This is a genomic window from Marinobacterium mangrovicola (genome assembly GCF_004339595.1).
Classification (GTDB): domain Bacteria; phylum Pseudomonadota; class Gammaproteobacteria; order Pseudomonadales; family Balneatricaceae; genus Marinobacterium_D; species Marinobacterium_D mangrovicola.
The window spans coordinates 1-13946 of record NZ_SMFU01000010.1 but is presented as its reverse complement, the minus strand read 5'-3'; the positions used below and the strand labels follow the sequence as shown (position 1 = coordinate 13946).

General features: G+C 61.1%; 14 protein-coding genes and 1 riboswitch. Of the genes, 2 read left to right on the top strand and 12 right to left on the bottom strand.

The genetic code is table 11. The features are described 5' to 3' along the window. Nucleotide 1 precedes the first annotated feature (1 nt). From CLV83_RS15635 to btuB, 11 genes are read right to left on the bottom strand one after another with little or no spacing between them, the layout of a single operon-like run. Nucleotides 2-544, bottom strand: a complete 543-nt coding sequence (locus tag CLV83_RS15635; RefSeq protein WP_165900327.1) for a histidine phosphatase family protein — start codon at nt 542-544, stop codon at nt 2-4. After that, on the bottom strand, nt 541-1626 hold the full coding sequence (cobT, locus tag CLV83_RS15630; protein WP_341540383.1) for a nicotinate-nucleotide--dimethylbenzimidazole phosphoribosyltransferase: 1086 nt from the start codon (nt 1624-1626) through the stop codon (nt 541-543). The genes CLV83_RS15635 and cobT overlap by 4 nt, the downstream gene beginning before the upstream one ends. Continuing rightward, a complete protein-coding gene (gene cobU, locus CLV83_RS15625; protein WP_132294473.1) occupies nt 1623-2138 on the bottom strand; it encodes a bifunctional adenosylcobinamide kinase/adenosylcobinamide-phosphate guanylyltransferase in 516 nt (171 codons plus the stop codon). Before cobU ends, cobT begins: the two co-directional genes overlap by 4 nt. Further along, a complete protein-coding gene (locus CLV83_RS15620; RefSeq protein ID WP_132294470.1) occupies nt 2138-3622 on the bottom strand; it encodes a cobyric acid synthase in 1485 nt (494 codons plus the stop codon). The genes cobU and CLV83_RS15620 overlap by 1 nt, the downstream gene beginning before the upstream one ends. Then, nucleotides 3619-4710 (bottom strand): threonine-phosphate decarboxylase CobD, encoded by a 1092-nt coding sequence (gene cobD, locus CLV83_RS15615; RefSeq protein WP_243642408.1) that lies wholly within the window; start codon nt 4708-4710, stop codon nt 3619-3621. The genes CLV83_RS15620 and cobD overlap by 4 nt, the downstream gene beginning before the upstream one ends. Continuing rightward, nucleotides 4703-5626, bottom strand: coding sequence for an adenosylcobinamide-phosphate synthase CbiB (gene cbiB / locus CLV83_RS15610; protein ID WP_132294467.1), 924 nt, complete (start codon nt 5624-5626; stop codon nt 4703-4705). Before cbiB ends, cobD begins: the two co-directional genes overlap by 8 nt. Next, entirely contained in the window at nt 5623-6279 is a 657-nt protein-coding gene (gene bluB, locus CLV83_RS15605) for a 5,6-dimethylbenzimidazole synthase (protein ID WP_132294464.1), read from the bottom strand. The genes cbiB and bluB overlap by 4 nt, the downstream gene beginning before the upstream one ends. Beyond that, nucleotides 6276-7589: a cobyrinic acid a,c-diamide synthase CobB gene (locus CLV83_RS15600; protein ID WP_132294461.1), complete on the bottom strand. Its 1314-nt coding sequence runs from the start codon at nt 7587-7589 to the stop codon at nt 6276-6278. The genes bluB and CLV83_RS15600 overlap by 4 nt, the downstream gene beginning before the upstream one ends. After that, entirely contained in the window at nt 7586-8218 is a 633-nt protein-coding gene (cobO, locus tag CLV83_RS15595; protein ID WP_132294458.1) for a cob(I)yrinic acid a,c-diamide adenosyltransferase, read from the bottom strand. Before cobO ends, CLV83_RS15600 begins: the two co-directional genes overlap by 4 nt. Then, entirely contained in the window at nt 8215-8787 is a 573-nt protein-coding gene (locus tag CLV83_RS15590) for a hypothetical protein (protein WP_132294455.1), read from the bottom strand. Before CLV83_RS15590 ends, cobO begins: the two co-directional genes overlap by 4 nt. A gap of 36 nt (nt 8788-8823) precedes the next feature. After that, nucleotides 8824-10638, bottom strand: a complete 1815-nt coding sequence (gene btuB / locus CLV83_RS15585) for a TonB-dependent vitamin B12 receptor (protein ID WP_132294452.1) — start codon at nt 10636-10638, stop codon at nt 8824-8826. A 117-nt stretch (nt 10639-10755) separates the two neighbouring features. Further along, nucleotides 10756-10997: riboswitch (cobalamin riboswitch) on the bottom strand. Nucleotides 10998-11134: 137 nt separating this feature from the next. Here btuB and CLV83_RS15580 point away from each other — a divergent pair. After that, nucleotides 11135-11659, top strand: a complete 525-nt coding sequence (locus CLV83_RS15580) for a lipocalin family protein (RefSeq protein ID WP_132294449.1) — start codon at nt 11135-11137, stop codon at nt 11657-11659. A gap of 17 nt (nt 11660-11676) precedes the next feature. On the opposite strand, the gene CLV83_RS15575 is transcribed toward CLV83_RS15580, so the two are convergent. Then, the gene (locus CLV83_RS15575; RefSeq protein ID WP_132294446.1) at nt 11677-12573 is read right to left on the bottom strand and encodes a LysR family transcriptional regulator; all 897 of its coding nucleotides are present in this window, start codon (nt 12571-12573) and stop codon (nt 11677-11679) included. 148 nt (nt 12574-12721) lie between these two features. On the opposite strand from CLV83_RS15575, the gene CLV83_RS15570 reads away from it, so the two are divergent. Further along, a complete protein-coding gene (locus tag CLV83_RS15570; RefSeq protein WP_132294443.1) occupies nt 12722-13831 on the top strand; it encodes an S-(hydroxymethyl)glutathione dehydrogenase/class III alcohol dehydrogenase in 1110 nt (369 codons plus the stop codon). Nucleotides 13832-13946: the final 115 nt, after the last annotated feature.

The following is a 13946-nucleotide window of genomic DNA, read 5'->3' as shown; positions in this document are numbered from 1 at the left end:
CTCATCGCCTGAACAGATGCAGGGAGCCGTGGGAGACATCGTAGTTAAACATGCGGGCAACCGGCTGACGCTGCATGATGCAGCGGATCGCGCGGATCACTCCGCCGTGGCAGACAAGTAATACTGGGCCGTCATAGGTCGCCTCTATATCTTCCAGCGCGCTGCTGAGTCGCTGGAAAAACAGCGCCAGCGATTCGCCCTGCGGCGGTGGATAACACCAGGGGTCTTTCCAGAAATTCTCCAGCGCCCGCGGTGCCGCATCGTATACCTGTTGGCCGGTCATGCCATCCCAGTCGCCAAAATCGTATTCGGCCAGGCGCGGTTCTATCGTTAGCTGATCCTCAGCAGCCCAGTACTGGGCAAACTCGGCACAACGACGCAGCGGTGAGCTGATCACCGCCTCAAACTGCGCAGGCTGGTAATCGCCCAGCCCCTGCTGCATCTGCTGCCAGCCAAGCTCGGTCAGCGCCGCATCGGTGCGGCCCAGATAACACTGCCCCGCCTCGGTAAGGCCATGGCGCAGCAGATAGATACGCTGGCTCACCGCTCGCTCCCGGAAACTGCCGCCTCGGCGAAGGTGGCCATGCCGTTGTGCAGCGTACAGGCCATGCGCAGCAGCGGCACCGCCACGGCGGCACCACTGCCCTCGCCGAGTCTGAACCCCAGGTCCAGCAGCGGCTTCGAGGGCAGCGCCTCCGCCAGCAGGCGATAACCCGGCTCGGCGGAGCGGTGCGCGAAGAACAGCCAGTCTTCACAACCGGGCTGAATACGACAGGCCAGCAGCGCAGCGACGCTGCAGATATAACCATCGACCAACGCAGGCACACCGAGCTTGGCGCAGTGCAGGTAGGCACCGGTGAGCGCCGCCAGCTCGAAGCCCCCCAGACGGCGCAACAGCTCCAGCGAGTCGTTAGAGTGCGGCTGATGCAGCGCCAGCGCCTGCTCCACCACCTTAACCTTATGCAGTACTCCGGCGTTATTCAGGCCGGTGCCGGGCCCCACCGTTTCGGCCGCAGAACAGCCTAGCAAAACGGCCGATAGCGCCGCTGCCGGTGTGGTATTGCCGATACCCATTTCGCCGCCGATAAAGAGGTCCGCCCGACCTTCACCGGCAAGCGTATCCACCGCCTCACGTCCGACCAGCAGCGCCGCTTCCAGCTGTTCCTCGGTCATGGCCGCTTCCTGGGCCAGATTTCCGCTTTGCGGCGCGATAATGCGTGGCTCAACACCGGCCAGTGCCGGCAGCGGCTCGACCGTGCCCAGGTTATAGACCCGCAGTTCGGCACCCAGCGCTTTTGCCAACACACTGATCGCCGCACCGCCTGTGGAAAAGTTAGCGATCATCTGCGCAGTCACCGCCTGTGGAAAAGCGGATACACCCTCGGCGGCAACACCATGGTCGGCGGCGAACACCGCGATGGCCACACGATCCAGCGTGGGTTTATCGCGCCCCTGCATGGCGGCCAGGCGCACGGCGATATTTTCCAGCTCGCCCAGGGAGCCGGGCGGTTTGGTCAGTTGCTGCTGCCGCTCCTGCGCCTGTTCGCGGGACGCCTGATCTAGAGTCGCCAGCGGCTGTTCAAGCCAGCCGATAAAGTCATCACCGTAGAGAGCCGGATCGATCACAGTTTCTCTCCTTTTACCGTCAACGGTAGCCCCGCCACCGTCAAAACCACCTGGTTGGCCACCGCCGCCACCGCCTGGTTGAGCCAGCCCGCCTCATCGACAAAGCGCCGGCTCAGCTCACCCATAGGCACCACGCCCATACCGGTTTCATTGGTCACCAGAATCACTTCACCCTTTGCGTTAGCCAGCGTGGTGTAGAGCAGCTCGCGCTGCTCTTGGATATCAGCCTCGGACAACAGCAGGTTGGTCACCCAAAGCGTCAGGCAATCTACCAGCAGGCAGCGTCCTGGTTGCTGCAGCCGCCTGATCGTTTCCACCAGTCGCAGCGGCTCCTCAACGGTCTGCCAGTGATCCGGGCGGCGTTCACGGTGCAGCGCGACACGCTCACTCATCTCTCCATCGCCGGTTTGCGCGGTGGCGATATAGATCACCTCCAGCCCAGATTCTTCGGCGAGGCGCTCCGCCAGGGTGCTTTTGCCGCTGCGGGCGCCGCCGGTTATCAGTCGTATCATCAAGCCTCCTCCGCTGCGCCTTCCAGATCGAGCAGGGCAAACAACCGCTCCAGATCCAGATTCTCTTCCACGCTATCAGCGAGCCGGTCGATGGCGGCCTCATGCAGCGCGTAATAATCGATACTTTCTGCCCGCTCCAACCCGGCCCAGCTCAGCAGCTCACGGGTGGCCTCGGCGGACTCAAACAAACCATGAAGATAGCAGCCGGCTACCTGGCGATCTTCTGACACAGCGCCATCGACGCCGTAGTCCAGGGTCACCAGCGGCTCAAAATCGGCATCGACCCGGGAGACGCCACAGTGGATTTCATAGCCCTGCACCGGTACGGCCAGACCGTTGATATTCAACCGGCCACTGCAGTTACGCAGCGCCTTCTGCTGCGCCAGTTCTGTGGTCAACGGCAGCAGATTAAGCCCCGCACTCGAGCCAGGATCGCTCTCCATCCCCAGAGGATCGGCCACCTCGCGACCCAGCATCTGGTAACCGCCGCAGATTCCCATTACCTTGCCGCCGTAGCGCAGGTGGCGCTGGATATAGCGGTCCCAGCCCTGGGCGCGCAGCCACTCTAGATCGGTGCGTACCGCTTTCGAGCCGGGCAGAATCAGCAGGTCAGCGGCGGGCTTTTCATCATCGGTGCCAACGAACGTCAGGCGCACCTGGGGGTGCTGGCGCAGAGGGTCGAAATCGGTGTGGTTGCTGATATGCGGCAGCACCGGCACCACTACGTTCAATGCATCGCCGGCCTTATCTGCATCCGGCTCGCGACTGATCGCGTCTTCCGCCTCGATATGCAGGCCGTGCAGGTAAGGCAGCACGCCGAGGACAGGCTTGCCGGTGCGCTGTTCCAGCCAGTCCAGACCCGGCTGCAGCAGTGCGATATCGCCACGGAAGCGATTGATCACAAAACCTTTTATCCGCGCCTGTTCAGTTGAGCTCAGCAGCTCCAGGGTGCCGACCAGGTGGGCGAAGACTCCGCCCTTGTCGATATCGGCAATCAGGACCACCGGGCAGTCCACCCTCTCGGCGAAGCCCATATTGGCGATATCGCGATCGCGCAGGTTGATCTCGGCGGGAGAGCCTGCGCCCTCGACCAGTACCGAGCGGTATTGCTGTGTCAGCCGCGTATGGGAGTCGGCCACAGCCTGCCAGGCCACCGCCTTGTAATCGTGGTATCGGCCCGCTTCCATGTTATCCACCGCCTTGCCGTGGATGATCACCTGGGCGCCGGTATCGGAGCAGGGCTTGAGCAGCACCGGGTTCATATCAATATGGGGCGCTAGTCCGCAGGCCTGGGCCTGCACGGCCTGGGCCCGGCCGATCTCGCCGCCTTCCGCGGTCACGGCGCTGTTCAGCGCCATATTCTGCGGCTTGAACGGCACCACGCTGATGCCGCGGCGTTTGAGTACCCGGCAGAGCCCCGCCACCAGCGTGCTTTTGCCCGCATCGGAGGTGGTACCCTGCACCATCAAGGTGTCTGTTCTCATACCTGTATCTGACTCTCTGCGGCGGTGGCCTCGGTCAACGACCGGGCCAGATGACGCCATTCATGTTCATTGCCCGGCAGACCGAATCTCAGGCTTGAATATGGCTCGAAGTAACGCACCAGTATCCCCTGCTTCGCCAGACGGTGCGCCAGCTCGGCGGCATTGTCGATCTGTACCGTCACGAACAGACCGGTGCTGGCTATCCGTCTACCCGGAAGACTCCCCGGAAGATCCTCCAAAGCCTCCTCAAGCAGCCTCACCAGGCGCTGACGACTGCTATCCAGCCAGCTGCGTGCTTCCTGCTGCCAGCTCGTATCCCCGAGCGCTCGGGTTGCCAGCCAGCGCGACGGGGTGGCTATAGACCAGTGGCCGATGGCACGACTCAGCATCTGGCGTATCTCTGCATCGGCAAACAGAAAGCCGACACGCAGGCCGGCCAGACCGAAAAATTTACCCAGGGAACGCAGTACGATCAGGCCTTTCGACATCGCGGGCTGGATCATGCTCTGCTGAGGCTCGGTATCGAGAAAGGCTTCATCGATCACCAGCCAGCCGCCCCGCGCCGCCACCTGTTGATGCCATCGAGCCAGAGTCGCGCGATCAAAACGCACCGCGCTGGGATTGCAGGGGTTGATCAGTACCAGGCAGTCAAAACGGTGCAGCTCGATCTCTATCTGCTCCGCAGCCAGCCGCTCAACCTGGTGTCCGTTCAGCTGCCAGTGGAAAAGGTGTTCTTCATAACCCGGCGCGATCACGCCAACCCGGGACTCGCCAAACAGCTGTTGGCGGATGCGGGGCAGCTCGCGAATCGCTTCCTGCGAGCCTGCCACCGGCACCAGCTCGGCAGAGCCGTAATAACCGGCGGCGGCCGCTTCCAGCTCGTCGTCATTTTCCGGCAGACGCATAAAGGTCTGGTTATCGATCAACGGTATGGTCCAGCCGCAGGGGTTGATGCCGGTAGAAAGGTCGATCCAGCGCTCCAGCGGTATCCTATACTCCGCCGCGGCTCGTCTCAGCCGGCCACCGTGCTCTGGCATTTGAACTTGGGCCTGTGGCAACGTTTGTGCCGGTAAACCCGGGTTATCCATGAAAAACTCCTGCGGCGAGAATCCAGCCAAACTGTATCAGGCTTATCACCACGAGCCAGAACAGAACGCTGTATCGGAGCAGTTTAAGGGATCGATCCAGGTCCTCACAGGCCGCCGGCCGCCCCTCTCCCAGGATCGGTTTATTCACCAGGGTGCCGCGATAACGGGTCGGCCCACCGAGTTGCAGACCCAGCGCACCAGCACCGGCGGCCATCACCGGCCCACCATTCGGGCTGTCATGCTGAGGTGCCTGCAGCCGCCAGCAGCGCAGGGCGCGACGGGTCTGTCCACACAGTGCGTAACTCAGGGCGGTGAGTCTGGCGGGCAGGAAGCCGGCCAGGTCATCAAGCCGGGCAGCGGCCCAGCCGAAATAGAGGAAACGTTCGCTGCGGTAACCCCAGCTGGCATCCAGAGTATTGATCAGCCGGAACGCCAGCGCCCCCGGGGCCCCAAAAACACAGAACCAGAACAGCGCGCCGAACACCGCATCATTGCCGTTTTCCAGCACCGACTCCACGGCGGTGCGTTCGATCTCCAGCGTCGCTTCGTCGCGGCTGCAGATCATGGCGGTACGGCGACGGGCCTCGGGTTCATCCCCCTGCTTCAGGGCGCGACGAATCGGTTCTATATGGTCGCCCAGGCTTTTAAAGCCCAGGGTAAACCAGAGCACCAGCGGGGATAGCAGCCATTGCAGCAGCGGCCACTGCATCAACCAGACACAGATAAGGACAGGTGGGGCGACCAGCAGAAGCAGCACCACTAACCCGGTGATCCGCCGGCGAAAATCGCTGCCCTTGTTCAGACGCCGTTCAAGCCAGCCGGTACAGCGGCCAAAGCCGACAAGTGGATGCCAGCGTCGCGGCTCTCCCAGCCAAAGATCGATCAGCACCCCCGCCCACAGCAGCAGCGCCGTCACTCGCGATGACCTGCCCCGGGCCAGGCGTTCTCTGCCAGCAGCTCGGTCAGCGGCACGGCGCTGGCCCACCCCTCTTGCTCCAGCATCGGCATCTCATAGAACTTATCCACCGGACCGATACAGAGAACCGCCACCGCTTTGCTGCCTTCAGGCATCTTCAGCAGCGAGCCCATGGCCACCGGGTCGAACAGGGAAACCCAGCCAACGCCTATGCCTTCGGCACGGGCGGCCAGCGACAGGTTCTGGATCGCGCAGGCCACCGACGCCAGATCCATCTCCGGCAGGGTACGACGGCCAAAAATATGCTGTTCACGCTGATCCATCAGCGCCACCACCAGCAGCTCGGCGCAGCGGTCAACGCCCTCCACTTTGAGGCGCAGAAACTCAGACTCACGCTCATCCAGCGCCTTGGCCGTGGCCTGGCGCTCCTGCTCGATCAGCCCCCGGATCTTGCGGCGCAGCGCCGGGCGGGTGATACGGATAAAACGCCAGGGCTGCATCAAGCCTACGCTGGGCGCCTGATGGGCGGCCTGCAGCAGGCGCTCCAGCACCTCGGGCGCCAGCGGTTCATCGGCAAAGTGGCGCATATCACGTCGTTCACGAATGGCGCGATAAACCGCCGCCCGCTCCTGTTCACTGAATGATTGACTCATGGTCGAAATAGCGCCGCTATGGCAGAGGGGTTGGATGGAAAATAGCTGTGGATGTAACTGGCTGTCATGCGGCCGATACGGTAAACCGGCTCGGCGGCGCGACGACCGTTGGGGCACTCGCCCCGGGCAATCGGTTCCAGCGACGTCTCCAGGCTGGAGTGATGGAAGGTGTGGCCACGCAGCTCACCCTCCGGCAGGCTGACACGTTGCAGCCCCAATGCAGCAAATCGCTTCTGCATCTGCGCCCTGGCCGGCAGCAGACCACAGAGATTTACCGGTTCGCCATCCAGCGGCGCCAGGGACTCGGTCAGCCAAAGCATACCGCCGCACTCCGCCAGCAGAGGCTTGTCGGCCGCCACATGGGCGCGGATCTGCGCAGTCAGCTCCGTATTTGCGGATAGCTGCGACAGGTACAGCTCGGGGTAACCGCCAGGCAGGTAGAGGCTGTCTACCTCAGGTAGCGCCTGGTCAGCCAGCGGCGAGAAAAAGCTGAGCTTGGCGCCCATCTGCTCTAAAAGAGCCAGGTTCGCCGGATAAATAAACGAGAATGCGCCGTCCCGGGCCACACCGATACGGACGCCGTCCAACAGGCGCGGCACCGCTTCGCAGCGCTGCGGCTGGAAGGTCACCGGAGCGGGCAGATCACTGCCTGCACTGCGGGCGATCGCCTCGGCCGCCGCATCGAGACGGGCATCCAGGTCAGCGATTTCATCCCCCTGCACCAGACCGAGATGTCGGCTCGGCAGGGTAAAGGCTTCATCGCGACTCAGAGCGCCATACCAGTGCATTCCGGCAGGCAGGGATTCGGCCAGCATGCGGCCATGGCCTTCACTGCCGACACGGTTGCCAAGCACACCACTAAAACTGAGCTCCGGGCGATAGCTGGCCAGACCGTGCGCCAGCGCGGCAAAGGTCTGCGCCATACCGCCGGCATCGATCACGCCCAGCACCGGGATGCCAAAGAGCACCGCCAGATCAGCGCTGCTGGGGGTGCCGTCGTAAAGCCCCATCACCCCTTCGATCAGGATCAGGTCCGCCTCGCCGGCGGCTTCCCAGAGCAGCTGTTTGCAGTGATCGGCCCCACCCATAAACAGGTCCAGCTGCAGCACTTCCTGGCCGCTGGCCCGGGCCAGAATCATCGGGTCGAGAAAGTCGGGGCCGGTCTTGAACACACGCACCCGACGCCCGGCGTTGCGGTGCATCCGCGCCAGTGCAGCAGTGACGGTGGTCTTGCCCTGCCCCGATGCCGGAGCCGACACCAGCAGAGCCGGACAACGTCTTGACTCTGCTGCGGATAAAGCTGAAGTCAAAGCTCAACTCCCTTTTGTGCCCTGACTCCCGCCTTGAACGCATGCTTGACGACCTGCATCTCGGTGACGGTATCGGCCACATCGATCAGCGCCTGGGGGGCGCCGCGACCGGTGATCACCACATGCTGCATCGCCGGCCGTTTCGCCACGGCCTCAAGCACCTGGTCGAGTTCCACATAGTTGTACTTCAGGGCAATGTTGAGTTCATCGAGTACCACCAGAGAGACCGACTCATCGCTGAGCAGCTCACTGGCCACATCCCAGGCCGCCTGCGCCGCGGCGCGATCGCGCTCCTTGTCCTGGGTTTCCCAGGTAAAGCCCTCACCCATAACGTGGTAGCGCACCTCGGGGAAACGGCGGAAGAACGCCTCCTCCCCGGTGCTGTAGCTGCCCTTGATGAACTGCACCACGCCGACCTGCATACCGTGACCGAGAGCCCGGGCCAGCATACCGAAAGCGGAGCTGCTTTTGCCCTTGCCGTTGCCGGTCAGCACCAGCAGCACACCGCGATCCTGATCCGCCCTGGCGATGGACTGATCGACCACCGCCTTTTTGCGAACCATCCGGTCCTTGTAGCGTTGATCCGCATCATTTCCTTTAGCGTTCTTATGAAGAGCATCTTCACTCATGCGTGACGCGCCCCTGACGCTTCAGATCCGCGGGTCGCCAGCCAGGCAGCGCCACCGACAACGGCCGTGTAACCGGCAAGGCTGGCCAGCTTCGCCGGCAGGTACATCTCGATACGCGTCCACAGGCCCGCCAGGCTGGTTTCCTCAAACATGCCGGAGAGGAAGTAGTAGCCACCGCTGGAGAACAGGTTGGAGACGAAGGCGCTGACCAGAAGAGTCGCCACCAGCGGCGCCAGCGTGCTCCAGCTGTCGCGATGGATACGGCTGTAGAAGCGGCCACCGAACCAGAGTGTCAGGTAGGCCGGTACCAGCATGCCGTAAGCCGGGGTGATGCAGTGGGCGATGCCCGCATCCAGACCGAGCGCCGCCAGATCCAGCAGCACCGCTTCCAAAAACAGCAGGCCAAAAAACCAGACCTGTTTCAGGAAAAAACCGGCCAGCAGAAAGACCGCCCAGGAGGCGCTGGGCAATGCATCGATACTGGCAAAGTGGGTACCGCGCGTCAGCGCCATCAGCAGGATCAGGCCCAGGCCGATAACGACCTGCTGTGACCGGTTTAGCTCAGTCATGGAAGACTCCTCTCATTGCATTAAGAACCGGGCCGCTTAGCTGCCCGGGGTGTAGTTGATTGACAGCCAGAACTCACGGTCCGGCTGGTTATACTCGTAAGCGGTCTCATACTCTTTGTCGAACAGGTTCTCGACGCGCGCCCTGAGACTCCAGTCCCGGGTCAGCTGGTAGGCACCGCGCAGGTCGACCAGGGTATAGCCGCCCAGGTGCTCAGCGCCGTCTTCACGCGCGCTCACCGCCTGGATCGATGTACCTGCAGACCAGGCACCAAACGCACGATCCGCCGCCAGATTCAGGATGCGGCGCGGACGACGATTCAGCATGCTGCCATCTTCACGGTTTTCCGGGTCCATCAGGTCCAGGCTGGAGCTCAGGTCCCAGCCAGCCAGCTGCGTCGCTGCACTCAGTTCGATACCACGAATGCGCGCTTCGTCCACATTGTTGGGGGATCCCGCCGCCGAATCGTAAGCGATCAGATCGTCGATTTCGGTCTGATACACATTAGCGCTCCAGGACACGCCGGCATGCGTACCGGATATACCAACCTCAAGCGTCTTGGACTCCTCCGGATCCAGGTCCGGATTGCCGCGATACCAGCCTTCATCGGGCCAATAGAGATCATTCAGTGTCGGTGCGTTAAACGCAGTGCCGTAGCTGGCGAACAGACGCAGATCCGGATCGATCTGCATACCCCAGGCGATGGTGCCTGTATTGTGACGGCCAAACTGTTCGTCATCGTCGGTGCGCAGGCTGAACGCCAGGTCATGTGCACCCATGTAAAGCTGGTAAAGACCGAATACGCCGGTGTTATCACGGGACTCTTCGGTGAAATCGTTGCTGCTGTCGACCTTGTCTTCCTGGTAATCCACACCCCAGGTCAACTCATGGCTTTCAGTGAGGAAGTGCTTGCTGACCAGGGAGGCCGTATCACGCTCGGTATGGATATGGCTCTGGTAATCGCCATCACCGTACTGGGTGGATTCATCCTTGCTGCGCCCCAGGGTCAGGTCCAGATTCCAGTTTTCGGTCGGCGCCAGACTCAGCGTACCGCCCAGGGTTTCCAGGTCCGCTTCAGATGAGTAATCATCGAAAGCGGGGCCACCGTCGTATTCGTTTTCACCCTCGTTTCGGGTCCAGTGCAGCTGGGCGCTGGCCCAGTCGCTGAGCTGATAGCCACCGCTCAACGCCCAGGAACGGTTGTCATAGCCATCATCATCCTTGTTGTAACCGTAGCTGCCGTAGGTTTTGGCGTTAAAGCCATCGGTGGAGTAGTCACTGATATCGGCGCTGAACCAGCCTTTGTCATTGCCACCGGAAGCGCCAAAGGTCACTTCGTGGCTGTGGTTGCTGCCCACACCGGCGCTGAAACGCGGTGTCAGCCCCTCGGTACCACGACGAGTGAAGATCTGGATAACACCGCCAATCGCCTCGGAGCCATAGAGAGAAGAGCGCGGGCCGCGCACGATCTCGACACGTTCGATCTGGTTGAGTGCCAGATGCTCAAACGCAGTAGCACCAGAGGTGGTGGAACCCACCTTGATACCGTCGATCATCACCAGCACCTGGTCGGAGTTGGTACCACGCAGGAACAGGGAGGAGTTTTTACCGCGGCCGCCGTTGGACACCAGCATCACGCCAGGAACCTTGCTCAGCAGGTCGGTAACGCTCTGCGCCTGCTTGCGCTCGATCTCTTCCCGATCGATCACGGTCACAGAGGCCAGGGCCTCATCCACGGTCTGAGCCGTGCGGTTGGCCGTTACAACAATGGTGGTAGGGTTGGTGTCTGCCTGAACCGCAGAAATAGAGGTGCTGCCCAGCAGCAGTGCCGCTGGCACAAAAAACTTGTTCATTAAATCGGTTTCCCTTTGCGAGCCGCCCGCGCGCAATTAATAAGATAGGGGGCCTGCAGGGATAGACTAGAAGCGCTCCGGAACCGGACCGTCTCTGTGCAATCGCCCACCGCAATGCCCATAAAATCGCTTGCGGCCGGTCTCCGGGCTCAGGAGTCGACAGCCTGATGGCTATCTGAAACGGCACCTTCCCATATCCGTGGATACAGTGGCAATCGCCGCTTCTTGCTCCTCTACCGTTGCGGGGGCAGCGCTGGCATTGCATGCGGGATGATCCACGCTACGCACCAGCTTCCCGATTAAGTTCCAGACCTTATTGACAGCAATAAGCCTGGCACACCGTAAGCAGATGCTAATTTTAGGGAGGGGTTGATACGCGGTCAAACTCAGTTGACTCAGGTCAACATGAATCTATTAGTAGATGATTGGAGACGATCCGATCCCGAACACTTACGTATGAGAGCTATCACCTATTTAAACAGTGGAGACAGAAAGGATGCGCATACTACTCACGGGTCTGATTATGCTGACGCTTGCCGGTTGCGCCGGTACCCCCAAGGGGGTCGAGCCGGTCAGCGGATTTGAGCTGCAACGTTATCTCGGCACCTGGTACGAGATCGCCCGGCTGGACCACTCTTTTGAACGTGGGCTAGACAATGTAACCGCAGAATACAGCCTGCGGGACGATGGCGGCGTCAAAGTGATCAATCGCGGTTATTCCAGCAGCGAAGAGCGTTGGGAGGAAGCGGAGGGCAAGGCTTACTTTGTCGACGCCCCCGATACCGGCCATCTTAAGGTCTCTTTCTTCGGGCCGTTTTACGGCGCCTACGTGATCATGTCGCTGGACAAGGATAACTACCAGTATTCGCTGGTCAGCGGACCTGACAGGGACTACTTGTGGATACTTTCACGCACGCCAACGCTGCCGGATGAGGTGATGAGTAAACTCCTGGCGAAAGCCGAAGAGGAAGGGTTCCCGGTGGACGAGCTGATCTATGTGAAACAGCCTGACTTCAATTAGTCACCGATGCTCTCGGCTCAGGCACCGGAATGCCAGGGGATACCATCCTCGAAGCATTCGATCAGGTAATCGCACAGCAGTTTCAGGCGCGGCAGCTGCTGACGCACCTTGGGATAGACCAGCCAGACGCCGGAGTGACGGTAACGGTTGTTCTCCAGCAGCGGCAGCAGCTCGCCACTCTCCATCAGCGGCGATACGTAATAATCCGGCAGCTGGGCGATACCGAGCCCGGCCCGTGCCGCCGCTAGCACGGCAGGACCCGAGTTGCTGTGCCAGTTACCGCTGACCCGCAGCTCGCGGCGCTGGCCACGATCCTGGAACAGCCAGGTGGAGCTGGTCCCCAGCAGGCAGTTGTGGTGCGCCAGCTCGCTAAGCGTATGCGGAGCACCGTGGCGCTCGAGATAATCGGGTGAAGCCACCAGATACTCACGACGATCGCAGAGGCGCCGTGCCAGCAGGCTGGAATCCTCCAGGGTGCCGAGGCGAATCGCCAAATCGAAGCCCTCGCGAATCAGATCCACCCGTCGGTTACTCAGGTGCAGATCAATCTCCAGGCGCGGGTAGCGGCGCATAAACGCCGGCAGCAGCGGTGCGATAAAGCGCTCGCCAAAGGTAGCCGCGCAGGTCAGTTTCAACCGTCCGCTGGGTTCCTCCTGCTGACGGCTGATCTGCTCCTCTGCACTGATAAAGCCCTCTAGCAGTCGATGGCACTCCTCGAAATACTGCTCACCGGCTTCGCTCAGACGGATCGAGCGGGTGGTACGGTAGATCAGTGGCGTGCCGAGATGGGTTTCCAGCTCCGCCACACGTCGGCTGATATGGGACGCCGACACGCCAAGACGCTCCGCTGCCGCGGAAAAACTGCCCTCACGCACCACCGCCACGAAGGCTTCTATCGCATCCCAACGCCGCACCGCCTGCTCCTGAATCTGCTGTCTGAAAATCTATATGCCAGCATTATTGTTACACAGCAAAAATCATTTTCCATCTGTGCAGGGATGAAACCATGCTTCTCGACTAAACTACGCGCTGATATCAATCCATCCTGAACAGGAGTTAATCATGAAATCACGCGCTGCCGTGGCCTGGAAAGCAGGCGACCCGCTTACTATCGAAGAAGTAGATGTTCAGGGCCCGAAGGCCGGTGAAGTCCTGGTCCGCATCGTTGCGACCGGTGTCTGCCACACTGACGCTTTCACACTGTCCGGCGCTGACCCGGAAGGTATTTTCCCGTCGATCCTGGGCCATGAAGGCGCGGGTGTTGTTGAAGAAGTCGGCCCTGGCGTTACTACCCTGAAGCCGGGCGATCACGTTATTCCGCTGTACACCGCCGAGTGCGGCAAGTGTAAGTTCTGCCTGTCTGGCAAAACCAACCTGTGTCAGGCGGTTCGCGCGACCCAGGGCAAAGGCCTGATGCCGGATGGCACCAGCCGCTTCTCCCTGAACGGCGAAACCATCTACCACTACATGGGTACGTCTACGTTCTCCGAGTACACCGTTGTTCCGGAGATCTCCCTGGCCAAGATCCACGTCGATGCGCCACTGGAAAAAGTCTGCCTGCTGGGCTGCGGTATCACCACCGGTATCGGTGCGGTACTGAACACCGCCAAGGTTGAGCCGGGCTCCACCGTTGCAATCTTTGGTATGGGCGGCATCGGCCTGTCCTGCATCCAGGGTGCGCGCATGGCCGGTGCCGAGCGCATCATCGCCATCGACATCAACGAAGATAAGTTCGAGATGGCCCGCCAGTTCGGTGCCACCGACTGCGTCAACCCGAAAGATTTCTCCGATCCGATCCAGCAGGTGATCGTTGACATGACCGACGGCGGTGTTGATTACTCTTTCGAGTGTATCGGCAACGTAGACGTGATGCGTTCCGCCCTGGAATGCTGCCACAAGGGCTGGGGTGAGTCTGTCATCATCGGTGTTGCAGGTGCCGGTCAGGAGATCTCTACCCGTCCGTTCCAGCTGGTTACCGGTCGCGTCTGGAAAGGCTCCGCCTTCGGTGGCGTCAAGGGCCGCACCGAGCTGCCGGGCTACGTTGAAAACTACATGAACGGCAAGATCGAGATCGATCCGTTCATCACCCACACCATGGGTCTGGAAGACATCAACAAGGCATTCGATCTGATGCACGAAGGCAAGAGCATCCGCTCCGTCATCCTGTTCTGATCCGCTTCCCCCGCCCTTCCGAGGGTGTCGCGAAAGGGGTAAAGCCTTAAAATAAACCTTTTATCTACCCGAGAGCTTACCGTGTCGACAGCATGTATGCCCACACCTGATGACA